We start from the raw sequence: 23,663 nt of genomic DNA on the forward strand, positions 1-23,663 counted from the left end.
TAGTAATGGAGATCATCAGAGCAACAGATTATGACGACCTATGCGAAAAAGCGGCGGTGATGCTCATCTCCCAAGTCCAGCAGAAGCCGAATGCAGTGTTGGGTTTGGCGACGGGGGCGACACCGACCGGGATTTATCAGAAAATGGTTTCCGACCATCAAGAGCGGGGAACATCGTATGCCGGCGTGCGTACATTTAACTTGGATGAGTATGTAGGCTTACCGCCGGAACATCCCAGCAGTTTTGCCTATTATATGCGGAAGCAGTTGTTTGACCGGATCGATCTCCCATTGGCACAGACACATATTCCCTCTGGCATAGCGGCTGATTTAGAACAGGAATGTCGCCAATATGAAGAGGCCATTCTGGCGGCCGGAGGTATTGATATGCAGATTCTGGGGATTGGTATGAATGGGCATATCGGGTTTAATGAACCTGGCACCCCTTTTCAATCGGTTACACATGTAGTGACGTTGACAGAGTCGACGAGAAAGGCGAATCGCCGGTATTTCGATGAAGGGGAGACCATGCCTTCACACGCGATCACCATGGGTTTGGCGACGATCATGCGAAGCAAACGCATTGTTTTGTTGGTGTCCGGCAAACATAAGGCGCCCATTTTACATCGTTTATTAAATGAACCTGTATCGGAGGATTTGCCAGCATCCATCTTGAAACAACATTCCCATGTCACCGTGATTGCGGATGCGGACGCTTGGGATCAGTAGAGAGGGGACATCCTGATGATTTTAGCGTTCATGGAGTCGATCGAGCGAAAGCTGGGAGAGATCAAGCGGGAAGAATTGGCCCAAATGCAACAAGCGGGCCGTTGGATCGCAGAAGCTGTTGCACAGGGTGGGGTGGTCCATCTGTTTGGATGTGGGCATTCCCACTTGTTGGCGGAAGATGTGTTTTATCGTGCGGGGGGCTTGGCTCCCATTCATCCGATTTTGGTTGAAAAGTTGATGTTGCACGAGGGGGCGGCGCGCTCTTCGGAATTGGAGCGGCAACATGGGCTGGCTGAGACGTTCATGGAGGAGCAAGCGATTCAGCCAGGGGATGTGGTGATTGTGATCTCTACCTCCGGCATCAATCCGGTGCCGATCGAAGTGGCGCTGTTTGCTAAGGAAAAAGGGGCGAAGGTGATCGGTTTGACATCGCTCGCTTATGCCGGTGGGGTTCCGTCGCGGCACCATTCGGGCAGACATTTGTCAGAAGTGGTTGATTTGGTGTTGAACAATCATGTTGACAAAGGGGACGCTCTGCTTTCGCATGAGCGGGTACCGGCCAGGTTCGGCCCGAGTTCGACCATTTTGGGCTCTCTCATTTTGCAATCGGTGCTGGTGGAGGCGGTCGGACTGATGGCCGATGCAGGTGTGGAAGTGCCTGTATTCCGCAGTGGCAATATTCCGGGAGCCGATGATTACAACAAAGCGCTCGTGGAGAAATACGCTTCCAAAATACCCACGCTAAAATGAATCATGATGTCCACCGGATGGGGGAGTGGCAGCGGTTGTAGCGCAATGCCGCTTCCCCATACGTTTTAAGATTGGCACGGGAGCTTGTCTATAGTAAATCAAGTTGATACGTACTTGGAGCAATAAGAATAAATATATTTTTTATTGACATATTTTTGTGAATTAAATAAAATTGGTATAGTCAATATTACAAATCATCATGAGGTTGGTGAATGGCATGCGCAAATGGTGGCCAAGCTTGTTGGCTGTTGTCCTGATTTTGGTGGCTGCGTTGACCGGTTGTTCGCAAAGTGCTGACAACGGCAAGATTAAATTGCGGGTTGTGACGATGTTCGGTGGTACAGATCCGGCCAAGAAAGCATATGAGCAAGCATTAAAAGATTTTATGAAAGCGCATCCAGATGTCGAAATTGTCGATGAATCGATGACGGCCACAGGAGATGATTTTCGAACGAAAGTGAAAACCGATTTCGCTTCAGGCAATGAACCTGATGTGACGTTTTTCTTCACCGGAGCGGAAGCCGAACCAATCATCCAATCCGGTGCGGTGGTGCCATATGAGGAAATCTTCGCCAAAGATAAAGCCTGGAGTGATGCCTTTTCCGACAACGTTAAACAACAAGTGAAAGCGAAAGACGGCAAAATCTACGCTGTTCCGATTACCGGTTTTTATGAAGGATTGTTTGTCAACAAAAGTTTATTTAAAAAATACGGACTGGAGCTACCGACGGATTGGGAGAAATTCACCAAAGCCGTCGAAACATTCTCTAAAAACGGAATTATTCCAATCGCTGGTTCATTGGAAGAGTCTTATTACTTGATTGAACATTTCATTCTCTCCGCAGGTGGTCCGGCGGGTCACAACAGCAAATTTGACAACGGTATCCATCCCTCTTGGGCACAAGGGTTGGAAAAAATTAAAGAAGTGTATGACATGGGTGGTTTCCCCAAAGATGCGCTGACTATCAAAGATGCGCAAGCGCAAGAGCTGTTCAAGAACAAGCAAGCGGCCATGATCGTCAATGGGTCTTGGATTTTGGGGGGATTGACGGATAAAGAAGATGTTGAGGTGATCCCGTTCCCGGTAATGCCGGGGGGTAAAGCGAATCCGAAGGACTTGGTGGCGGGATATACGTCGGGCTTTTATCTGAGCAAGAAGTCCTATGAAGACAATGACAAAAAAGGATTGGCGTTGGAATTGATCAAGTATCTCACTTCCAAAGAGATGGTGAAGAAATTCGCTGAGGCTAATGGGGGTGTGCCGGCGGTAGACGTCAAGGTAGAGGGTTTGCCGACTGTTTTCCAACAAGGTCACCAGATGGTGCAGGAAGCTCATTCCCTCTCACTGCCCATCGACGCGCAAATCTCAGCTGAAGCGTTTAACGAAATAAGAAAAGGCGTCCCCCACATCGTGCAAGGAAAGAAAACGGCTCAGGAAGTGTTACAGGCCGCTCAGAAAATAGAGCAAGAAAAAATGCCAAAGTAATATTCATGGACGAAAGCGGCTGTTTTGCATGATGCAAGGCTGCCGCTTTTGCCAAAGAAAGGAGTTGTCCCATGCATAAGGGTGATCGTGGAGTCATCTTTTTTTTCCTTCTTCCCGCTGTCTTGTTGACGGGCGTGTTTTTGTACTATCCGTTCATTCACAGTATCATTAAGAGTTTTTATTATTCAGATGGCATGTTTATCAACCGCTTTGTGGGCATAGAAAACTATATTCGCTTGGCACAGGATGAAGTCGTGAAGATCGCCACGCTCAACACATTGGAAATAATGTTGTACGCGGTGATTTTTCAGGTGGGGTTAGGGATTGTGCTGGCCCTTTTAGTAGACTCGATTCGATTTGGCAAGAATTTTTTTCGGTCGGTCTTCTTTTTTCCTGTCGCCATCTCGGCAACAGCGATCGGATTGATGTTCACCCTTTTCTATAACTATGACAATGGTATGTTGAATCAATTGCTTGTTCGCTTCGGATTTGAAAAGGTGGTCTGGATGACTGAAGAAACTTCTTTGTTGGCGGTAGCTGTGCCCGTCATCTGGCAGTATGTCGGGTTTTATTTTGTCATTATACTGACGGCGATCTCAAAGATTCCTGATGACTTTTATGAGGCTGCGCAGTTGGAGGGGATCACCGGACTCCAAAAAACGATTTACATCACTCTCCCCCTGATCTGGGGTGATGTAAAAACATCCATCCTGCTCGCAATCACGGGAGCGTTAAAAGTGTTTGAACTGGTGTATGTCATCAGTTCCGGCGGTCCGGCGAACTCTTCTGAGGTGTTGGGTACCTATATGTACCAAAAAACGTTTACGGGCCAAGCTTTCGGTTATGGAGCGACGATTGCTGTCTGGATTGTGATTTTGGGTCTTTTGTTCTCCGTTATCGCCAATCGCCTGCTCAAGAAAGAGGAGATCACTTATTGAGTTTCGGAAGGAAATGAGGTGGGAAAGTTGAAACAACTTACCATATATGAAAAAATGACGCTGGCTTTGTTCCGGGGAAAAATCACCAGGATGGTAACGTTCATTTGTTTGGGGCTTTGGTCATTGACCACGATTTATCCGCTGTTCTGGGTGGTCAACAACTCTTTGAAGCCCTCGCACCAAGTGATCAATAACTCGTTTTCTGTCGCTACAAATCCTACCTTTGCCAATTATTTAAATGCCTTTGAACAGGTGGATATTGGTCGAAGTTATCTGAACAGTTTTATTATGTCCGGGGGGACGGTGCTTTTGACGCTGTTGGTCGGCGGGTTGGCGGCATATGTTTTGGCGCGCTTCCGCTTTCGTTTGCGGGGACTGCTGCAAACCGTATTGGTGGCTAGTTTGCTTATTCCAGCGTTTGCCACTGTGGTACCGGTGTTTGGGATGTTGAAAGACTTGCAGTTGCTCAATACGTATTGGGCCTTGATCATCCCACATACCGCCGGATTTTTGCCATTTACCATTTTGGTTTTGTCTTCATATATGGCAACGATCCCGAAGGATTTGGAAGAAGCGGCTATCATGGATGGATGCAGCCGTTTTACTATTTTTTGGCGCATCATGCTACCTGTGTCACGACCAGCGTTCATCACCGCGAGCATTTTTGTGTTCCTGTGGTCGTATAATGATTTGTTTTCAGCTTTGATTTTCGTTCCGCAGGAAGATGTGCGTCCCATCAACGTGCTCTTGACGACGGTCAGTTCGCAATATGGGACCGATTACGGATTGTTGGCAGCGGCGGTGACCTTGACTTTGATTCCGGTCATCATCCTGTACAGCGTAGCCCAGAAATATGTAATCAAAGGTTTGACCTCAGGGGCTGTGAAAGGATAAGGGGGAGTTTGCATGCTCAGTCAAATGGAAGAGCGATTGACATCACTGAGTTTGGAACAAAAAATCGGCCAGTTGTTGGTCGGGCAAGCGGAGGGGACCGCCTTGAGCGAGTCCTTCCGCCGTTTCATTGAGAGGGTTCCACTCGCGGGTTATCGCATTAACGGGCCGAATATCGAACATCCGGCTCAGGTGAAGAAGTTGACGAGTGACATACAGCAAGCTTATACAGCCTCTGGATTAGATTTGCCTGTGATCTTTGCATGCGACCAAGAAGGTGGCGTTTTGAGTGTGTTTGGTGATTGTGTTACCGAATTTCCCGGGAGCATGGCTTTGGGTGCGACTGGTTCGGTAGAACTGACTGAACTTCAGGCTCAACAAGTCGGTTGGGAGCTGGCGGAAATGGGAATAAATCACTTGTTGGCGCCAGTTGCCGACCTCAATCTGGAGAAAACCAATCCAGTCATAGGGGTGAGGGCGTTTGGGGATGATCCCGCACAGGTTGCCAGCCATTGCTTTCATTTTAGCCTCGGAGCCAATCGCGGTGGAGTGGCGGTCTGCGCCAAGCATTTTCCGGGACATGGCAACACGGTGACCGATACGCACGTTGGATTGGCGGTCAACCACGCCGCTGAAGAGGTGTTGAGACAAACAGAATACGTGCCATTTAAGAAGTTGGTGGACGGTGGGATCGATTCTGTGATGGTGTCACATGTGGTTTGTTCTGCCTGCAGTTCCTTGCCGGCCAGTCTGTCTGAAGAAGTAATCAGTGGATTGTTGCGCCAAGAGATGGGCTATGATGGATTGGTTATCTCTGACGACTTGGCCATGGGTGCGGTGCGCAATTTGTATTCTGCGGGTGAGGCTGTTTTGCGTTTTATTTTGGCGGGCGGCGATATCGCTTTCATTCATGACAGCCGTGACTCGGTTGAGGAAGCTTTTTACCGATTGATGCAAGCGGTTGAGCAAGGTGAATTGACGGAAGAGCGCATTAATACCTCCTTGAAACGGATTTTGCGGTTCAAGCAAAAAATCGCCGCCTACCAACAGAGCAGAAAGTTGCCGCCGATCAGCGGCGAGGAGTTGGCCCGCCAGATCGCTGAGCATTCAATCACGCTTGTGCGCGACCCGCGCCGCCTTCTGCCCCTGTCTCCTGACATGAAGCTGTTGGTAATCTCCCCCCGGTTAAGCAATTTGTCGGAAGCGGATACATCCAGCCAGCAGGAATTGAAGTTGGCCGCTTATGTCAAGCAGGCTTTTCCACACACCGTCTGTGTAGAATTGGCGCCGGATGAAGCGGAACAGGCGTTGGCTGAATTGAGGCTCCAAGCGGCCAAAGCAGACGTCATCTTGCAAGGGACGGTCAATGCTTACCGCTTCCCTGAGCAGATCGCAGTGATGAAAGAACTTGCGAAGATGCGTCCCCTTATTGCAATCATGTTGCGTGACCCTTATGATAGTGAGTTGATACCGCATGATGTGACGACCTTGGCCACTTACGCCGCAACCAAGCAACAGCTGGCCACATTGGTTCGTCAGCTCTTGGGGGAAGTTGCATGCATGGGGGGCGTGCCGGTGCGGTTGGCCCGACCATGATAAAGAAGGAAGGAAGAATGGTGAAGAATCAGAGGATGCGCAAGGTGTTGAAAAACAGTCCGGTGCCTTTGTATTACCAGCTGAAAGAAATCATTCAGGAAATGATAGATAATGATCAGCTGAAGCCGGGCGACGCAATTCCCCCTGAACGGGAATTGTGCGAAATCCATCAAATCAGCCGCATGACGGCTCGCAAAGCCATTATCGCCTTGGTCAACGAAGGGGTGTTGTACAGGGAGCAGGGAAAAGGTACCTTTGTGGCCGAGCCAAAGCCGAAACATTTGATCACGCGTCTGAAAGGTTTTACCGAAGAGATGGAAGAACAGGGCTTGTCGGTAGAAACGCGGATGCTTAACTTTTCCGTCATGGATGCGACGCTCAATTTGAAACGGAATTTGCGGATGCCTCCGCATCATGAGCAGGTCGTGGAAGTGAAGCGATTGAGAATCGTTGACGGAGAGCCTTTGGCGTTGGAAACAGTCTGGCTTGATGAACAAAAAGTGCCTGGATTGAGCCAAGAGATGTTAGAAGGCCAATCATTGTATACGGTGTTGAGGGATCATTATCAGTATCAACCTATGTACGCTAGGCAGACGATTGAACCTGTGCTGACAGATGAATATGAAAGCCAGCTACTGGGGTTACCAAACCACTCGTTGGCGATTTTGTTTCAGCGCACAACGTACATGGGGCAAGACCAAGTGATGGAGTACACGCGGTGTATTTATCGGACTGACCGTTATAAGTATGAGATTTTCCTGCAACCATAATGACAGGAAAGAAGGGTGATCGAACTGATCACTCTTCTTTTTTTATGGGATGATGTCAAAGTATTTATTTCATTAGGTTGAATGTTTATGTTAAAATATGAGTGAACATTTGTAATTTTAAACCTTTTACATAATGAAAGTATATGTTTGTATCTTGATTTGGAATGCAGAAAGTGGTGAAAAATCATGAAACGAAATCGTTCTTTTCATTGCCTTTGGGTTGGGCAGACCATGGCCAACTTGGGGGACTCATTTTTTATTTTAGCGATGGTGACGTTGATTTATCAAATGACCGGTTTGACGTTGGTCGCTGCTTTGTTTCCTCTGTTCAGGGTGATTGCTGTTTCGATGAGTGGCACGGTCGCACCGCTATTGTTTGGACGGTTTCATTTGCAGCGCATTTTGTTTATTTCTCAAGCCTCCCAGACGGTGTTGTTGGCGGTGGTAGTCGCCCTTGTTTTTGTGGACGGCAAGATTGAAGGTATGGTTCCTCTTTTGTTGGTGTTAACGTTTGTCATCTCTTTTTTGGATGGCTGGACGACTCCGACGCGAAATGCACTGGTGCCCAGACTGGTGGAGGATGGGGAGTTGGTGGAAGCCAACAGTTTGCTCAGCACGATGGATCAGATCGCCCTTTTGACGGGGTGGTCGGTTGGTGGTGGGATTTTATCAGTGATGAGCGAGGCGGAGTTGTTGTCATTAACTTGGATTTTGTTTGCAGTCTCTACGGTTTCCACGTTGTTCATCAAGGATCGCTCCAAAGTTGAGCCCAAACGTTCAAGCGGACGCTGGAATCAGATCAAAAGCGGGTGGGTAAATATTTGGAATAGTCCCGCTGTTAGAATTGTTACTGCGATTGACTTGCTAATCGTGTTGGGGGCGGGGATCTGGACGGGTGCGGTCATTTTGGTCTTTGTCAATCAAGTTCTTCACAAAGGGGCATTCTGGTGGGGGATTATCAACACCGGTTACTTTGCTGGAACGATGGTCGCCGGCTTTGTGATTCTTTCCATATCAAAGTGGGTGTCGAAGCATATTGTCGCCAGTATGGCCATTGGTTTGACGGGAATGGTTTTGTTCACCTTTAGTTTTTCATTTACAACTTTGCCATGGTTAGCGCTTACACTTATCACGCTGTTAGGGCCTATGTTTCAAATTCGGCGCGTCGCCCAGCAAACCATCTTGCAACGCAACACAACCAATGAAACTTATCCTGAAATTGCATCTGCCCATTATACCATGCTAAACATTTTATATGCCGTTTCGGTCTTGCTGATGGGGTATGTCACAGATGTGTTGGGGGTGCGTTATGTATATTGGATCACAACCGTCTTTTATATCTTGTGCTTGATTCTTATTCCCCAATTGCACCGGCTGATTAAAGCTCAACCACAAAGTAGCAAAGAGAGTAGGTAAATGCCGTCAAAGGTGGTATGATGAATAGGGCGAAATCTATCTATAGGTATATTAAAGGGGGCAGACTTGTGACGGTATATCAATTTGAAGCGAAGTTAGCCAACGGTGAAGTAAAACAGTTGGACGCATACAAAGGGAAAGTATTGTTGATTGTCAACACTGCGAGCAAATGTGGATTTACACCACAGTACAAAGAATTGCAAGAACTGTACGAGCGATATAAAGACGCGGGGCTGGAGGTTTTGGCCTTCCCCTGCAATCAGTTCATGGAACAAGAGCCAGGGACGGATGAAGAAATTGTCGAGTTTTGTTCCCTTAATTACGGAGTGACGTTTTCCGTGTTTTCCAAAGTGGATGTGAACGGGGAACAGGCGCATCCGCTGTTCAAGTATCTTTGCAAAGAAGCGCCAGGCCTCATGGGTAGCAAAGCAGTCAAATGGAATTTCACCAAGTTTCTCGTCAATCGCCGGGGTGAGGTGGTTGAACGGTACGCGCCCAACACCAAACCGAGCGAATTGACTGATCGTATCGTTTCGCTGTTGGAAGAGTAAGTTGCAATGAGAACAGCCAGTCTAAGTGCTGGCTGTTTGTTATCAGAAATTGGTTAGTGAATAAATTCACTCCGAATCTTCAGGAAGATCAGGTAGAATCCACGGAATCTTAGCCAGGCCCATTCTGTCTAGAATGGGCCTGATTAAATAAGATGGATTTGGTTTATCTTCTGATGAATTGTTGTGTCCAGTAAGTTCCATAAGCGCCGCCTTTGGCAAAACCAACGCCGATGGTCGTGTAATTGGGATTCAAGATGTTGCTACGATGTCCGGGGCTGTTCATCCAAGAATTCATCACATCTTGCGGGGTTTGTTGTCCAGCGGCGATGTTTTCACCTGCATAGGTGTATTGGATACCAAACTTTCTCATCATGTCAAACGGAGAGCCATAAGTGGGTGATTGGTGAGAGAAATAGTTGTTGTCTCTCATATCTTCTGATTTCAATCTGGCAACCTGAGACAATTTGGCATCCATCTGCAAAGGTTTATATCCTCTCCGTGTCCGTTCCTGGTTAACCAATTGAACGACTTGTGTTTCAAAGGAGGAAGGGTCAGAGGTTGGTACGTCTGGTTTATTTGGTTTATTGTTGTTATTTTGATTGTTTTGATTATTTTGGTTATTTTGTCTATTTCCGTACCAGTATTTGTTGCGCTCGATGATTTGGTTGTGTTTTTGGTCCCAAATGTCCACCTGTGTCGTGTAATAATAGTTCATGATGCATCTTTCATATTGAGGGCCGTGTAAGTCATGTGGCACACCGAAGTTATGGGACAGTTCGTGTTGAACTACATGCCAAATGGCATTGGGATGCATGTCTGCCGTTACGCTGACCGCACTTCCACCTGGGCCACCTGTGGGTTGCATATAAGCAATTCCACCATAATTGAAGTTAGCGTCTTTGGTAAATCCGATGACAAAATCATAAACCCCTCTGTTTTTGTCACGGTCCAAATCTTGCAGAATTTGTTCCCCGTTGTACCCATCTGATTTCCACTCGAGATATCCTGAGATCTTAAAATCGACTTGATGATCGCGGATAAACGCATTGTCCGCTTTTTCCACAATCTCTTTCGTTCTGTTTTGCCAATCAGGGTAGGCTCTGCGGTATTCTTCATCCGCCGCGATGACCGCGGTGACCACCCGGTTTTTGGATTTTACAGTTAAATTTGGTGTTTTAGCAATGTGTTTTTGCCCCACCACTTTTCCTTTTTCGTTAATCACTTTGGCAGTGGTGTCCTGTTCGATGACAGTAGGTTCATTAGTTGCTTTGGGAGTGTTTTTTGGTAGTGGGTCAGATACGATCTTTACCTTACTACCAAGGGATACCACTTTTTCTGGTTGTGATACAGGTTTTGAGCCAAACCAACCCAAGATATGGTCAATCCATGACGTATCCTTGGCAGGATTGGCTCCGTCGGCATAAGCGGTGCCCATACTACCAAATAACAGGACAACGAGCATGATGATAGACAATATGCGAAGCTTTTTGGTCACAAGACCACCCCCTGTGAAATAGTTTGGAATGGTAAGAAAAGAATCTTATTTGATACGTTTTGAATTATATAACACGGAATTAAAGTCTTCAATTATATGCTTGGATTTATAATTTTTTATCATTTGTTTGTTATCTTGTTGTTATTATTTCCGGTTTATTGTTGGAGATTATAGGTGTAATTGGCATGGGGTTGATCTGTGATTCGTTAATAAATTTAATTTTATTTTTAATATACCAAGATCGAGGGGGTTGGGGCGAGATTATTATGCTAAAAAGAGACTGCTCTCAAATGAGCAGGCTCATTGGCGCGCAAAAAGAGTGATTTCTTAACTTACATCAGACACTTTTCACTTTGGCAATCCCTAATCCGTCGCCGATCGGCAACAGCATGGACTCGAGGCGAGGATCTTGTGCCAAGGTTTGATTAACTTCTCGAAGCTTGGCCAATATGGGGTGATCATTGGTTTCATCCACGACGCTGTCGCCAAAATAAAGTAAGTTATCCATGGCAATTACCGCATTTGGCGCAGCTAAGGAAATTGCTTTCTCCAGATAATGGTCGAAGTTGGGCTTGTCTGCGTCGATAAAGAAGAAATCAAAGCGTTCCCCCGACTGAGCTAGTTTTTCCAATTGTTCTGAAGCGTCGCCCACGATAACCGTCACTTGCTCGTCCAGGTTGGCGCGGGAGATATTTTCTTTGGCAAAGCGGGCGTGTTCAGCGTTTAATTCAATGGTGAAGCACTTTCCGGTAGATGGCAAGGCCCGTGCCAAACAAATGGTACTGTATCCGCCTAGGGTTCCCAGTTCCAAAATTCTGGTGGCTCCGCTGATTTTAGCCAGAAGATACAATGTTCGGCCCACTTCGGGTGGGATGGATATCTGTGGCATTCCCCTTTCCGCCAATCCGTTCGGAATCGACTGTAGTACCTCATCTTCCTTGCTAAACAGCTCTCTGATGTATGTTAAATCACGCATGTTGAAAGCCTCCTGATCTCATTGGATTTAATATATGACCGAACTCCCGACTTGGACGACGCTAAAAATCCCATCCCTTTTCCCTAATGTAATAGTCAATAATCTTCTCGTAATTTTTGCCATATCGGCTTGTCAGCTCAGCGCCGAAATCTTCCTCAATGCGCATCATGACAACATCGTGGTAGAATGCATTTTTAAGTAGTTCGGTGATAGCCGGATGATCTGTTTCCAATGCGGTCAACTTTACATCTCCGCCAAAACCACCCAACAAGGCGGCTTGCCCGTCGATCAGGATGGAAAATTTCCTCGTTTCCATTTTTGGCCAAGCCTGTTCCAAGTCATCAGCTTTATGGATAAACACATTTTTCAGGGTAGTTTGACATTCTCCAAGAACAATCAGGACAACTGTAACGCCCCGCTCTTCAGCGTCAAGTAATGCTTCTTCCACCCAATGCACATCTTCTGCCCAAATGTCGACAAGGATATTCTTTTTTGCATTGGCGATCATTCTGCGTATCGCGATGTCTAAATGTTTGTTTCCTTGCCAATTATAAAAAGAGGGTTTGGAACGAGGAGGGGATTTCAGTTCATTCACCAGTCCTTTTGCGGTTTGTTCAAACTTGACCCGCATGTAACGAATCAACTGATCGATAGGTACAGCGTCATAATGAACCGGATCGCCCTCGATAATTCGACAAATGCCTTTGTCGGTGAGTGAACGTAAAGCAGCATAAACATTGGTGCGCGAGGTGGATACGCGTTTGGCTACTTCGTAACCGGATAAATGAGGCTCCTCATGGAGTGTGAGGTAACAACGCGCTTCAAGTTCAGACAGGCCAAGCTCTTTCAATCGTTGAATCAGATGAACTCTTCCTTTCTTCAGTGATGTTGGTGGATAATAGTAGTATTTTGATGTAATACTAGTGTGCTTAAATACTACTATTTTGACTTAGTCATGTCAAGCCTGATTCGGCATCGGCATAAGGGTGGATGCTTCTATGTATAGTTGCAGTGTTTTTTTCTCATTCTAAGAGATATATTTGTGAAAAAAGGAACGAGTTCCGTGGAATTGAAACCAATCATCCCTTTTGAACCCGTCATGACGGATGCGCCACCTTCGGGAGAACACTGGATTGCTCAAGTCAAATGGGACGGGGTGCGGGTGTTAACGTATGTTGAAAATGGTCAAGTGAAATTGTTCAATCGGAAAAAAAATGAGCGAACTCATCACTATCCTGAATTGGCGAAGGCTAGCGATTATTGCACGGCTTCGTCGGTCATTTTGGATGGGGAGATCATTGCTTGGCGGGAAGGGAAGCCCTCTTTTTACGAGGTGATGAAACGGGATGGCTTACGCCAAATGAACAAAGTGTCGCAAGCAATGAAGCGAGTGCCGATTACGTACATGGTTTTTGATTTGCTTTATCTGGATGGCAAATGGATGACAGAACGACCATTGGCTGAACGACAAGAGCAATTAAACCAAATCATCCGGCCGGTGGATCATGTGCGGTTGGTGCCCAACTACACTGATGTGGATGGCCTGTATGAGGCTGTGCGCCAGCAAGGGTTGGAAGGCATCGTCGTGAAAGATTTGACCAGTGCTTATGTCATTGGTGGAAAAGATGGGCGTTGGCGCAAACGAAAAGTGACGCATGACCTGATTGCCGTGGTAGGAGGGGTGACATTCAGGGGAAAGGTGGTCAACTCGCTTTTACTGGGGTTGTACGATGCTTGGGATCGGCTTCACTACATCGGGCATGCCGGCACGGGGAAATTGACCCAAGCGGATTGGCGGGATATCACTGAACGCGTCACTTCGTTGGTTCAAACTGAGATGCCTTTTTACAATCAGCCGGAGCGAATCAGCGGCGCAATTTGGGTCACTCCTTTAATCACAGTTAAAGTCCATTATCTGGAATGGGTGGATGGGCATTCTTTGCGACAACCGATCATTCAGGGGATCGTCGATGCCGATCCGCTTTCATGTCGTGGTTTTATTTCATCTGGTAGGTCTTGATTTGCCAGATCCGCTCCAGTCCGGCACAGAGGAGGGAGAAGGGTGGAGCACCGATTGGTTCATGTGGACGGAAAGGAATTAAAGATATCCAATCCCGATAAACGTTTGTTTCCTCAGTTGAGCAAGTGGGAGTTCATACTAGCGTATTATCGGCTGGCTCCGTATTTACTTCCTTATTGCCGGAACAGGGCGTTAACCACGATCCGTTTTCCAGATGGGGTGGAGGGGAAGTCGTTTTATCAGAAGAACGCCCCTTCCCATCGGCCGGATTGGATAGAAACGGTCAACGATGGGGATATTGAATATGTTATGCTCAATAATGCACCCACCTTGGTTTGGTTGGCCAATTTGGCGTGCGTGGAATTACATGTGTCGTTCAATACGGTTCATGAACCAATGAAACCGACGGAGCTGGTGTTTGATTTGGACCCTAGTGTCCCCGGATTTCCACGCGTGGTGGAAGCGGCGCTGATGATCCGGGAGTTGCTGCTGCAATTGGGATTGGACGGAATTGTAAAGACATCAGGGGCCAGCGGATTGCAGATCTACCTGCCATTAGAGCCGCGATACACATATGATGAGACACGCAAAGTCGGAAAATTCATCGCCCATTATTTCGCCAAGCGGCAACCCGCGTTGATCACCGTGGAGCGCTCGGTCAACAAGCGCGGGGATAAAATCTACTTTGACTATCTCCAGCATTGGCGTAATAAAACTTTGATCGCGCCCTATTCAATCCGGGCAGTGCCGGAAGCGACCGTTTCTACGCCTCTTTCATGGGAGGAATTGACTCCCGCGTTATCCCCTAAGCAATTCACTTGCGCCAACATTTTTGACCGGCTGGAACAGAAAGGGGATTTGTTTGCGGAGGCGTTGCGAAAAAAGGTGCGGTTGGATGAGATCTTGCAATTTATTGATCGGAACAGGCTATGAAATTCTTTTCTCTTCGTGTACAGTAAGAAAGACACATCAATATAAAGCGAGGAGATGTCAGTGAAGCGGTTATTTATCAACGCGACTGTCGTGACCATGAAAGATGGCGCTGAAGTGCTGAGACGAGGCGCTTTGGGTGTGGAGGATGACAAGATTACATATGTGGGGGAAGTCCCGGAGCCGCAAGTACAAGAGCAGTTTGATGAGATCATCGATTGTAGCGGCAAGGTCATCCTGCCTGGATTGGTCAACACACACGGTCATGCGGCCATGACTTTGTTGCGTGGGTATGCCGATGATTTGCCGTTGCAAACGTGGTTGGAAGAGCATATGTGGCCGTTGGAAGCGAAGTTTACCCATGTCCAAGTGCAGGCAGGAACAGCGTTGGCGGCGGTGGAAATGATCCGCTCCGGAACCACTTGTTTTATGGATATGTACGATCATATGGACGCTGTTGCCCGCGTGGTGGAAGAATCCGGCATGCGCGCCCGCTTGACTCGCGGGGTGATTGGATTATGCAGTGAGGAAATGCAAAATAAAAAGTTTGAAGAGGCGGTTCGTTTTGCTACTGAGTGGCATGGTCAAGCCGATGGCCGAATCACTACCATGTTGGCACCTCATGCGCCCTACACGTGCCCGCCGGAATATATCAAGCGGTTTGTAGAAAAAGCGGGGGAATTGAAGTTACCACTTCATACGCATATGTCTGAAACAGTGAAAGAAGTGGAGCAAAATGTGCGGGATTATGGGGTTCGGCCCGTTGAGCATTTGCGTCGACTCGGCTTCTTTGATCTTCCTGCGCTGGTTGCTCATGCGGTGCATGTGACAGAAGAAGAAATCGACATATTGGCGCAACATGACGTAAAGGTGGCACACAACCCGGGCAGCAATCTCAAATTGGGTAGCGGAATTGCCCCGGTGACGAGCATGCTGCGAAAAGGCATGCGCCCGGGATTGGCTACTGACGGGGCAGCCAGCAACAACAATTTGGATCTCATCGAGGAAATCCAGCTTGCCGCGTTGATCCACAAGGGTGCTAACCTTGACCCGGAAGCGGTGCCGGCGCTGACGGCGTTAAAAATGGGGACCAGCTATGGGGCAGAATGCTTATTCCTCGATCACGAAATCGGCACGTTGGAAGCAGGCAAAAAAGCCGACTTCATCACTTTGGATTTGACTGGTGCTCATATGCAACCGTTGCATGATGTGGTGTCCCACATCGTATATTCTGCGTCTCGCGGTGATGTGGTGGACATGTATGTAAATGGTCAGCCGCTGATGGTCAACCGCGAATTGCTGACACTGGATGAAGAGAAAATCCGTCATGAAGCAACACGTGCATTCCAAGCATTGTTGCAATAAAAAAAGAACTGCCATCAATTGGCAGTGAATAGAATGAGGCGGAAGGTATAGGCAGGAAGGTCTATGTCATACTAACAACAGGCTATTCTTTAATGTCTATATCTAGATGAAAACGAAGAGGGATATCAGGAACGGGGTCATTCCATAAGCGTCGGTGCGCTGAAGGGGATATCCAGGTTTCTGTGTGGAGAAAAGATGAGATTTTCTCCAGTTCTTCTTGGGACAAGTGGGTTTGTAACAACTCGGGCATCCACTCGGGATAAAGGGAAGGATGCGGCAAAGGAATCACCTCCCTTGTTGATGTTAGTATCACCGTAGCGGAAGGCAATATGACTAACACATTTTGCCCCTTCGACCAAGATGTTGGCTCTGCTTCCAACGTATAAGTGAACCAGGCACGAAAAGCGCTTTGTCAGCGTCAAGCTGATGAAGCGCTTTTCTCATGCATGTTCACATCCAAGGTTTGGCCAACGCGCGTAGTCTAAATGCACAGGTTTTTTCGTAGGTATTAGAAGAGAAGGGGGAGGGCAAAATGAGAAAAATGGCCGGATGTCTGGTTTGCGCCTTGATGCTGATGGGTTGTCAAACGGACTTCGTCGCCGATCAGCCCACAGTTAAAGAAAAGAAGGTGTTGGCGCAGGAGAAGCTGGCGCAGACGGCGAGACAGGTGATTCAAGGGTGGTTGAAGAAAAAAGAATATTCGTTTCAGCTGGAACTCATGTCTGGTAAACGTCGCTTTACTGGGAAGCAAGTGGCGGATAACTGGAGCTTGAAGGATGCAGCATCACAGAAATTAGTGATGCGACGCAACGGTGAGCATATTTACGCTTACCATGACAGCGGGACGGAAATGATGACTGTCAAACAAGCAGGTCTGGTGTCACCCCGCGACCATCTGTCCTTCGTCTTGAGCGTGGCCGGGAAATTTCGGCAAGGAACTGCCGAATGGGTGAATGGCCGACGCGTTGATGTGATCGAGGTGGATATTGACAATGGGAAGCTGTTGGACAAATTGAAGCAGGCCTTATTTAGCAATGAGACAGTCCGGTTGCCGGTAAATATGGCTGTTACCTACAAACTAGCTGTTCAAGACGCCCGGCAATTGACGAAGGTCACCTTGATTATTCGTGAACCCGACCGAGGACAAGTGCAACAGCTAACATATCAATTGATGTGAGCAGTGCTGGGAAGCGCTGTTTTTTTATTTCCAACCTTTGGCTCTCGGTTCGATATATCAGATTATGATATACTTTTCAGGGAAGAATTATTATACAAATAGTATAGGGGGCGGGCCGATGAGACAAGCCAAAGTGCTGGTAGGCAGCTTGTTGGTCACGCTGGTGGTCTTGATGGGCGGTTTTTTCGCCAGTCAGTGGTGGTTCGTGACAAAACCCATTCACCAGACTCTCGACCAGCAGTCAGGCCTGCATCAGGCAAAGATTAACGTGATGCCGACGGAAGTCCGGCTTCATTTGCATATAGATCCTACGTATGACTTTATACAACGTTATCCTCGTTTGTTGGACAATTTGGAACAGATCGCAGGTCATCGTAAGCTGACTGTGGTGTTGGACAATCCGCACCATCCGGAATTGGAACAAGCGTGGTCCGACTTGCAATTCGCTTTGCGCGAAGCAGTGGCGACCAAGCGCTACACCTTAATTCCGGACGCCGTCAAGCAGGTGGCGCAGGAACATAGGTTGACTTATAAAGTGCGGATCGATGAACGTTTTATCTATGTGGAGTTGCAACAGGCCAATCGAGCTTGGAGGCAAGTGGTGCCGTTGCAAACCGATCAGGCGGCGTTGCCATCGTAAAGAAAGGGGAGGTGAATCGGGATGTTCCTGTATCTGATGACAGGTGTTGGCTTGGCAGTGGCTCTTTTTCTCATGTTTCTCGGGATAAATCCGTTTCCACTTGTGGTGTTGCTAGCTATGGTTTGGCTGGTGACGTCCTTGCAAGGCGGGCGGATATCGCAGGGTTCATTTGGTGCAAAGAAAGCGGCCAACAATAAGGGAAGTTCCAAGATTCCCACTACCCGCTTTGAAGAAATTGGCGGTCAGGAACACGCCAAAACGGAATTGAAAGAAGCCCTTGATTTCTTGTTGCATCACGAGCGGATGGAGGCATACGGCATCCGGCCGATCAAAGGAATTTTGTTGGCTGGTCCACCCGGAACGGGGAAAACGCTGATGGCCAAAGCAGCAGCTCATTACACGGATTCGGTGTTCATCAGCGCGTCAGGCAGTGAGTTCGTGGAGAAGTATGTTGGCGTCGGGGCACAGCGGATTCGCCGCTTGTTTCAGGATGCCCGAAAAGCGGCTAAAAAAAATCGCAAGAAAAGCGCCATTATTTTCATTGACGAAATCGATGTGATTGGCGGTAAGCGGGAAGGCGGCCAACAACGTGAATATGACCAGACTTTGAACCAATTGTTGACAGAGATGGACGGCATTCATGTGGATGGGGATGTGCGCGTGCTCATCATGGCCGCGACCAACCGCAAGGAAATGCTTGACCCCGCTTTGCTCCGCCCAGGCCGGTTTGACCGTCATATCCTGGTGGATTTGCCGGACAAACAAGCTCGCTTGCAAATCCTTACCCTGCATGCGCGAAACAAACCATTGTCACCGGATGTCTCGTTGGACAAAGTGGCACAGGACACCTTTGGCTTTTCCGGCGCGCAATTGGAAAGTTTGACCAATGAAGCGGCCATATATGCGCTGCGCCAAGGAAGTGAGCAGCTGGAGCCGGCTCATTTTCAGGCGGCTATCGATAAAGTAATGATGGGGGAAAAAACGGATCGAGAAGCCGCCCATGATGAAAAATTGCGGGTGGCGATTCACGAGTTGGGCCATGCCATCATGGCAGAGTTGGTGCAACCGGGCTCCGTCTCCTCTGTTGCCCTGTCTCCGCGCGGGCAGGCGCTCGGCTACGTGCGGCAACATCCGGGGCAGGATCGCTATCTTTACACCAAAGAAGAACTGGAAGGCCGGATTCAGGTGTGTCTGGCGGGTGCCGCCGCAGAACAATTGGTGCTCAGATCGAAGAGTACCGGAGCGCAAAACGATTATGAGCAAGCGAATCGGTATGCTCGGGGATTGGTGCAAAGTGGCCTATCTGAGCGTGGGATTATCGATGCCGAATTGATTGCAAAAAGTGAGTTGCATGAGACAACAACCAAGATTTTGAATGAATTGCAAACCCGTACGGAACAGCAATTGGCTTCATACTTGCCGTTGTTTGAGGAGTGCACCGCGATTCTGATGCGCGAAGAAGTGTTGAACGGGGATGAATTTAGACAATTGTTACGTGAAAAAGCGTCCGCATGAGTCAAGCGGACGCTTTTTTAGTGCGATTCTTCCAGCTGGCGTTTCGCGATGCGCAGGTAAAAGAGAGGCAACAGGATGAATGAAAAGACATATTTGAGCAAAATATTGGACCATGTGACGCTGATGAGTGTGGCGTTGTCGATGAGTCCATAAAATGCGATGGTGATCATGATGGCTGTGTCAAATGGAATAGAGACGGCATTGGACAGCACGACGCGCAAGTACCGCCGTTTTTCTCCAAACCGCCGTTGCACCGCTTGATAGATCAAGCCATCCAACAATTCGGCAGTGACCCCGGCGATGACCGATCCTAAGATAATCCGGATGGAGGGGAGCAATACTTGGCCAAATGCCGTTTGCGGGCCCACAGCAGGGTCAGCGGGCAACACCGACACGACATAGATGATGCCGAACATCAGAAAGTTGCTTAATCCGGCGTACACGACCACGCGGTTTGTCAGTGTGAGATTTGTTTTTTGATGGAGCATGTCCCGCAGTACAAAAGTCAATGGATAGAACAGTGAGCCAGCATCCATCGATAAAGTGAACACCTTGATGATTCGGAGTGAACTGAGATTGGATAACATGGACAGCACGACATACAGGACGGACAGGAGAACAACTCCGGCCCAGTAAGTGGTGCCAATCCCGTCGATTGATCGTTTGTATGGATTCATCTTTGCTTCCTTTCCCCGTTTCTGCTATAATCATGTCCATTGCAGTATCCTATCACATTTTAGTGTGCCTGAAAAATTCAGGACTGATCAAACACACCCCCGGCGGAGCGATCACAGGCGGCCGGCGCATACCTTTGTTGATGAGGTGTCTTGATAAATCGTTATCAAGGCTTTTTTGCATTGTCCATGAATCCTTTCCGCAGGGGCATATATTTTGGATAAGGATGGAGCAACCTAGAGGGAGAGATAGAGAGAAGGGATGTAATTATATACATATAACAGGAAAAAGTGCTCTTTTAAGATAGTTTTTCGGAAATTGTTAACGATATGACGGCGAGAACCTGCTACAATAGACAAGGTTATTTAAGCGAAAGGAGCAAGAACTCGTGGCAAATATTCAGCACATCGCCGTGATCGGCGGCGGAACCATGGGACAAGGCATCGCCGAGCTCTTGGCATCCAAGGGAATAGAAACAACGGTGATTGAGAGAAATGATGAATTGGCGAAAGACGCTTATCATCATATTGAAATGAGTTTGGATAAAAAATTGGCAAAATGGGGCATTACGCCAGCCGAGAAGAAGATGACGCTGTCCCGGATTCATGCGACGGCAGATACGGAAGCTCTTAAACAGGTTGATTTCGTTATCGAATCGGTGGTGGAAGACCTCGACGCCAAATTGGAATTGTTTGCTCTGTGCGACCGGTTGTGCCGACCAGAAGTGATCTTGGCCAGCAACACATCGACCCTCAGTTTGACCGAGATTGCTGCGGCAACGCAACGTCCGGATAAAGTGATCGGTCTGCATTTTGTGCATCCTGTTCCAAAGACCCCGTTGGTGGAAGTTGTGCGGGGATTGAAAACTTCCCAAGTGACGGTACAAACGGTGGTCGACTTGTTGGCGCAAATGGAAATGACCGGGATCGAGGTGTATGAATCACCCGGTTTTGTGACGACGCGCTTGATCTGTCTGTTGATCAATGAGGCAGTGTACACATTGATGGAAGGGGTGGCTAGCGCTTACGACATCGACCGAGCGATGAAAGCGTACCAATTCCAGTACGGCCCGTTGGAGATGGTGGATCGCTTCGGATTGGATTCTGTGCTGGCGGCGCTGGAACGCCTATACCGTGAATTTGGTGATACCAAATATCGCCCGGCTCCGCTGTTGAAAAAAATGGTGCGCGCTGGCCATTTGGGCGTGAAAACAGGTGAAGGATTCTTCAAATACAGCGAAGACGGCGAACGGATCATGAAGGAGGGCCAGGCATGAAGATATTGGTGATCAACTGCGGAAGTTCCTCGATTAAATACCAATTGTTTGATATGACTGATGAGTCCGTATTGGCGTCGGGATTGGTTGAGAAGATCGGTACTGAATCAGCGATGATCAAACATGAAGTTACCGGTGCGGAAGAAAAGGTGCTAATCAGCGAGATCCTCGACCATCGCGTGGGCATGAAAAAAGTGTTGGACTTGTTGATGGACAAAGAGGAAGGCGTCATTCAAAGTGCGGATGAAGTGGCAGCCGTGGGCCATCGCGTTGTGCACGGTGGGGAGTTCTTTTCCAGTTCCGTCGTAATCGATAGCCAAGTGCGGCAAGCGATCCGCAAGACGATTGATCTGGCTCCACTTCACAATCCCCCCAACTTATTGGGAATCGACGCGGCACAAGCGCAACTGCCCCATGCAACCCATGTGGCGGTGTTTGATACGGCATTCCATCAGACGATGCCTGATTATGCCTATATGTATGCTTTGCCTCGGATTTTGTATCAAAAATACAAAGTGCGCCGATACGGTTTCCATGGCACTTCGCACAAATACGTATCGCAACGGGCGGCAGAATTTCTTGGCAAGCCACTGGCCGATCTTAAGATCATTTCTTGCCACATCGGCAACGGCGCAAGCATCACTGCCGTTCAAGGCGGGAAATCAGTGGATACCAGCATGGGCATGACCCCGCTTGAAGGCTTGATGATGGGCACTCGCTCAGGGGATATCGACCCGGCCATCGTACCGTTTGTGATCGCTAAAGAAGAATTGACCATCGGTGAAGTAAGTTCGATGATGAACAAGCACAGTGGCCTGTTGGGCGTGTCAGGCATCTCTTCGGACATGCGCGAAGTGACGGAAGCGATGTTTGACGGCAACAGCCAAGCCAAGCTGGCGATTGATATGTACATCTATAAGATCAAAAAAGTGATCGGCTCTTATGTGGCTGCCATGGATGGACTGGATGTGTTGCTGTTCACCGCAGGCGTAGGGGAAAACGCTTCGTTGATTCGCGAACGGGTATGTGAAGGGCTGAGCTTCTTCGGCATTGAGATTGACAAAGAAGAAAACGCGATCCGCAAAAAAGAGGAACGCCGTATCAGCACTCCGTCTTCCAAAGTGGAAGTGTTGGTGATACCGACCAACGAAGAACTGATGATCGCCCGCGAGACAAAAGAACTGGTCTAAGCCTGTTCAACCATGATAAGATGATGTGGATGGGATCTTGTTTTGAAGAGGGAGGTTCTCACGTTGAAATTATCCAAACGCGTTCAACAATTGGCCCCATCCCCAACACTCGCCATCACTGCCAAAGCCAAAGCATTGAAACAAGCTGGCCATGATGTGATCGGATTGGGTGCGGGTGAGCCTGACTTCAACACACCCGTACATATCCTGCAGGCGGCCGAGGAAGCGATGCACAAAGGGTTGACGAAATACACGCCTTCCAGTGGTGTGGTTGAGCTGAAACAGGCGATTATCGAGAAATTTAAACGAGATAATGGTCTGACCTATGAGCCGAATCAAATCATCGTGACGGTCGGTGCGAAGCATGCCTTGTACAACTTGTTCCAAGCTTTGTTGGATGAAGGGGATGAAGTGATCATTCCTGCTCCATACTGGGTGAGCTACCTTGAACAGGTGAAGCTGGCCGGAGGGGTGCCGGTGGTTGTAGAAGGCAAAGAAGAAAATCAGTTCAAAATCACTCCTGCTCAATTGGAAGCGGCTGTTACTGATCGTACCAAGGCGTTGTTGCTTAACAGCCCATCCAATCCAACCGGCATGTTGTACACCGCAGAGGAATTGCGCGCGATCGGGGAAGTGTGCGTAAAACATGATATTCTCGTGGTGTCGGACGAAATTTATGAGCATTTGATTTACGGCGATGAAAAGCATGTGAGCATAGCTAGTTTGAGCGATGAGCTGTATCAACGTACCGTGATCATCAACGGGGTGTCAAAAACGTATTCGATGACTGGCTGGCGGATTGGCTATGCGGCGGGACCGGCAGAGCTGATTAAAGCGATGTCCGGCCTGTCTGATCATAGCACCTCCAACCCGACATCCATCGCGCAATATGCCGCTATTGCCGCGCTCCAAGGTACACATGAACCGGTGGCGGAAATGAAGCGGGCATTCAAAGAGCGCCGCGATTATGTGGTGCGTCGCGTGAATGCGATCCCCGGATTCCATTGCCAAATGCCGGCGGGGGCGTTTTACGCTTTTATCAACATCCGCGAGGCATTGAACCATTCCGGCAAGTATGCAAACCCTGACGAATGGTCTGCTGCGTTGTTGGAAAAAGCATTGGTTGCCGTAGTTCCAGGTTCCGGTTTTGGCTCGAATGACCATATTCGGATCTCCTACGCGACTTCCATGGAGCAGTTGGAGCAAGCGCTTGACCGCATTGAAAAGTTTGTAAAAGATCAGGCGTAAAGCAAAAAAGCACTGGTGATGAATTGATCA

At 48.3% G+C, this 23,663-nt stretch carries 21 protein-coding genes and 1 pseudogene; 18 read left to right on the top strand and 4 right to left on the bottom strand.

The features are described 5' to 3' along the window. Positions 1-5 precede the first annotated feature (5 nt). The 9 genes from nagB to NYR52_RS08220 all read left to right on the top strand — a co-directional run bounded on the left by nagB (position 6) and on the right by NYR52_RS08220 (position 9,126). Positions 6-728 carry a glucosamine-6-phosphate deaminase gene (gene nagB, locus NYR52_RS08180; protein WP_259436681.1) on the top strand — a complete coding sequence of 241 codons (723 nt, stop codon included), beginning with the start codon at positions 6-8 and terminating at the stop codon, positions 726-728. Between the two features lie 15 nt (positions 729-743). Then, positions 744-1,478, top strand: a complete 735-nt coding sequence (locus NYR52_RS08185) for an SIS domain-containing protein (RefSeq protein WP_259436682.1) — start codon at positions 744-746, stop codon at positions 1,476-1,478. Between the two features lie 217 nt (positions 1,479-1,695). Continuing rightward, positions 1,696-2,964 (top strand): ABC transporter substrate-binding protein, encoded by a 1,269-nt coding sequence (locus NYR52_RS08190; RefSeq protein ID WP_259436683.1) that lies wholly within the window; start codon positions 1,696-1,698, stop codon positions 2,962-2,964. 71 nt (positions 2,965-3,035) lie between these two features. Beyond that, entirely contained in the window at positions 3,036-3,902 is an 867-nt protein-coding gene (locus NYR52_RS08195) for a carbohydrate ABC transporter permease (RefSeq protein WP_259436684.1), read from the top strand. Positions 3,903-3,920: 18 nt separating this feature from the next. Next, complete coding sequence (locus tag NYR52_RS08200; protein ID WP_259436685.1) at positions 3,921-4,796, top strand: carbohydrate ABC transporter permease; 876 nt, start codon at positions 3,921-3,923, stop codon at positions 4,794-4,796. Between the two features lie 12 nt (positions 4,797-4,808). Next, positions 4,809-6,389 carry a glycoside hydrolase family 3 protein gene (locus NYR52_RS08205; protein WP_259436686.1) on the top strand — a complete coding sequence of 527 codons (1,581 nt, stop codon included), beginning with the start codon at positions 4,809-4,811 and terminating at the stop codon, positions 6,387-6,389. A gap of 17 nt (positions 6,390-6,406) precedes the next feature. Next, a complete protein-coding gene (locus NYR52_RS08210; RefSeq protein WP_259436687.1) occupies positions 6,407-7,159 on the top strand; it encodes a GntR family transcriptional regulator in 753 nt (250 codons plus the stop codon). A gap of 186 nt (positions 7,160-7,345) precedes the next feature. Beyond that, a complete protein-coding gene (locus NYR52_RS08215) occupies positions 7,346-8,575 on the top strand; it encodes an MFS transporter (RefSeq protein ID WP_259436688.1) in 1,230 nt (409 codons plus the stop codon). 68 nt (positions 8,576-8,643) lie between these two features. Then, the gene (locus NYR52_RS08220) at positions 8,644-9,126 is read left to right on the top strand and encodes a glutathione peroxidase (RefSeq protein WP_259436689.1); all 483 of its coding nucleotides are present in this window, start codon (positions 8,644-8,646) and stop codon (positions 9,124-9,126) included. 163 nt (positions 9,127-9,289) lie between these two features. Here NYR52_RS08220 and NYR52_RS08225 read toward each other — a convergent pair whose 3' ends face one another. The 3 genes from NYR52_RS08225 to NYR52_RS08235 all read right to left on the bottom strand — a co-directional run bounded on the left by NYR52_RS08225 (position 9,290) and on the right by NYR52_RS08235 (position 12,459). Next, positions 9,290-10,588 carry a CAP domain-containing protein gene (locus NYR52_RS08225; RefSeq protein WP_310795344.1) on the bottom strand — a complete coding sequence of 433 codons (1,299 nt, stop codon included), beginning with the start codon at positions 10,586-10,588 and terminating at the stop codon, positions 9,290-9,292. Between the two features lie 370 nt (positions 10,589-10,958). Continuing rightward, positions 10,959-11,597: an O-methyltransferase gene (locus NYR52_RS08230; protein ID WP_259436690.1), complete on the bottom strand. Its 639-nt coding sequence runs from the start codon at positions 11,595-11,597 to the stop codon at positions 10,959-10,961. A 61-nt stretch (positions 11,598-11,658) separates the two neighbouring features. Then, complete coding sequence (locus NYR52_RS08235; RefSeq protein WP_259436744.1) at positions 11,659-12,459, bottom strand: TrmB family transcriptional regulator; 801 nt, start codon at positions 12,457-12,459, stop codon at positions 11,659-11,661. A gap of 201 nt (positions 12,460-12,660) precedes the next feature. On the opposite strand from NYR52_RS08235, the gene NYR52_RS08240 reads away from it, so the two are divergent. The 6 genes from NYR52_RS08240 (at position 12,661) to NYR52_RS08265 (ending at position 19,244) form a co-directional block, all read left to right on the top strand. Then, complete coding sequence (locus NYR52_RS08240; protein ID WP_132220991.1) at positions 12,661-13,617, top strand: ATP-dependent DNA ligase; 957 nt, start codon at positions 12,661-12,663, stop codon at positions 13,615-13,617. A 42-nt stretch (positions 13,618-13,659) separates the two neighbouring features. Continuing rightward, positions 13,660-14,550, top strand: coding sequence for a non-homologous end-joining DNA ligase (ligD, locus tag NYR52_RS08245; protein ID WP_132220349.1), 891 nt, complete (start codon positions 13,660-13,662; stop codon positions 14,548-14,550). A 54-nt stretch (positions 14,551-14,604) separates the two neighbouring features. Next, the gene (locus tag NYR52_RS08250; protein ID WP_259436691.1) at positions 14,605-15,912 is read left to right on the top strand and encodes an amidohydrolase; all 1,308 of its coding nucleotides are present in this window, start codon (positions 14,605-14,607) and stop codon (positions 15,910-15,912) included. Between the two features lie 532 nt (positions 15,913-16,444). Beyond that, positions 16,445-17,089, top strand: a complete 645-nt coding sequence (locus NYR52_RS08255; protein WP_132220353.1) for a hypothetical protein — start codon at positions 16,445-16,447, stop codon at positions 17,087-17,089. A gap of 118 nt (positions 17,090-17,207) precedes the next feature. Continuing rightward, positions 17,208-17,729, top strand: coding sequence for a hypothetical protein (locus tag NYR52_RS08260; RefSeq protein ID WP_132220355.1), 522 nt, complete (start codon positions 17,208-17,210; stop codon positions 17,727-17,729). A 21-nt stretch (positions 17,730-17,750) separates the two neighbouring features. Further along, on the top strand, positions 17,751-19,244 hold the full coding sequence (locus tag NYR52_RS08265; protein ID WP_132220357.1) for an AAA family ATPase: 1,494 nt from the start codon (positions 17,751-17,753) through the stop codon (positions 19,242-19,244). A 17-nt stretch (positions 19,245-19,261) separates the two neighbouring features. On the opposite strand, the gene NYR52_RS08270 is transcribed toward NYR52_RS08265, so the two are convergent. Then, positions 19,262-19,921, bottom strand: a complete 660-nt coding sequence (locus tag NYR52_RS08270) for a queuosine precursor transporter (RefSeq protein ID WP_259436692.1) — start codon at positions 19,919-19,921, stop codon at positions 19,262-19,264. Positions 19,922-20,301: 380 nt separating this feature from the next. On the opposite strand from NYR52_RS08270, the pseudogene NYR52_RS08275 reads away from it, so the two are divergent. From NYR52_RS08275 to NYR52_RS08285, 3 genes and pseudogenes are all read left to right on the top strand, one after another. Then, positions 20,302-21,195: pseudogene (locus NYR52_RS08275) on the top strand (3-hydroxyacyl-CoA dehydrogenase family protein); the annotation flags it as partial. Then, on the top strand, positions 21,192-22,385 hold the full coding sequence (locus tag NYR52_RS08280; protein ID WP_132220361.1) for an acetate/propionate family kinase: 1,194 nt from the start codon (positions 21,192-21,194) through the stop codon (positions 22,383-22,385). The pseudogene NYR52_RS08275 and the gene NYR52_RS08280, both read left to right, overlap by 4 nt. Before the next feature lie 63 nt (positions 22,386-22,448). Continuing rightward, positions 22,449-23,633, top strand: coding sequence for a pyridoxal phosphate-dependent aminotransferase (locus tag NYR52_RS08285; RefSeq protein ID WP_259436694.1), 1,185 nt, complete (start codon positions 22,449-22,451; stop codon positions 23,631-23,633). Positions 23,634-23,663: the final 30 nt, after the last annotated feature.

Source organism: Laceyella sacchari, from assembly GCF_024927925.1.
Classification (GTDB): Bacteria; Bacillota; Bacilli; order Thermoactinomycetales; family Thermoactinomycetaceae; genus Laceyella; species Laceyella sacchari.

Coding starts and splice junctions, on each gene's coding strand:
- nagB (WP_259436681.1), top strand. CDS start 6: ATGGAGATCATCAGAGCAACAGATTATGACGACCTATGCGAAAAAGCG.
- NYR52_RS08185 (WP_259436682.1), top strand. CDS start 744: ATGATTTTAGCGTTCATGGAGTCGATCGAGCGAAAGCTGGGAGAGATC.
- NYR52_RS08190 (WP_259436683.1), top strand. CDS start 1,696: ATGCGCAAATGGTGGCCAAGCTTGTTGGCTGTTGTCCTGATTTTGGTG.
- NYR52_RS08195 (WP_259436684.1), top strand. CDS start 3,036: ATGCATAAGGGTGATCGTGGAGTCATCTTTTTTTTCCTTCTTCCCGCT.
- NYR52_RS08205 (WP_259436686.1), top strand. CDS start 4,809: ATGCTCAGTCAAATGGAAGAGCGATTGACATCACTGAGTTTGGAACAA.
- NYR52_RS08210 (WP_259436687.1), top strand. CDS start 6,407: ATGGTGAAGAATCAGAGGATGCGCAAGGTGTTGAAAAACAGTCCGGTG.
- NYR52_RS08215 (WP_259436688.1), top strand. CDS start 7,346: ATGAAACGAAATCGTTCTTTTCATTGCCTTTGGGTTGGGCAGACCATG.
- NYR52_RS08225 (WP_310795344.1), bottom strand. CDS start 10,588: ATGCTCGTTGTCCTGTTATTTGGTAGTATGGGCACCGCTTATGCCGAC.
- NYR52_RS08230 (WP_259436690.1), bottom strand. CDS start 11,597: ATGCGTGATTTAACATACATCAGAGAGCTGTTTAGCAAGGAAGATGAG.
- NYR52_RS08250 (WP_259436691.1), top strand. CDS start 14,605: ATGTCAGTGAAGCGGTTATTTATCAACGCGACTGTCGTGACCATGAAA.
- NYR52_RS08255 (WP_132220353.1), top strand. CDS start 16,445: ATGAGAAAAATGGCCGGATGTCTGGTTTGCGCCTTGATGCTGATGGGT.
- NYR52_RS08260 (WP_132220355.1), top strand. CDS start 17,208: ATGAGACAAGCCAAAGTGCTGGTAGGCAGCTTGTTGGTCACGCTGGTG.
- NYR52_RS08265 (WP_132220357.1), top strand. CDS start 17,751: ATGTTCCTGTATCTGATGACAGGTGTTGGCTTGGCAGTGGCTCTTTTT.
- NYR52_RS08270 (WP_259436692.1), bottom strand. CDS start 19,921: ATGAATCCATACAAACGATCAATCGACGGGATTGGCACCACTTACTGG.
- NYR52_RS08280 (WP_132220361.1), top strand. CDS start 21,192: ATGAAGATATTGGTGATCAACTGCGGAAGTTCCTCGATTAAATACCAA.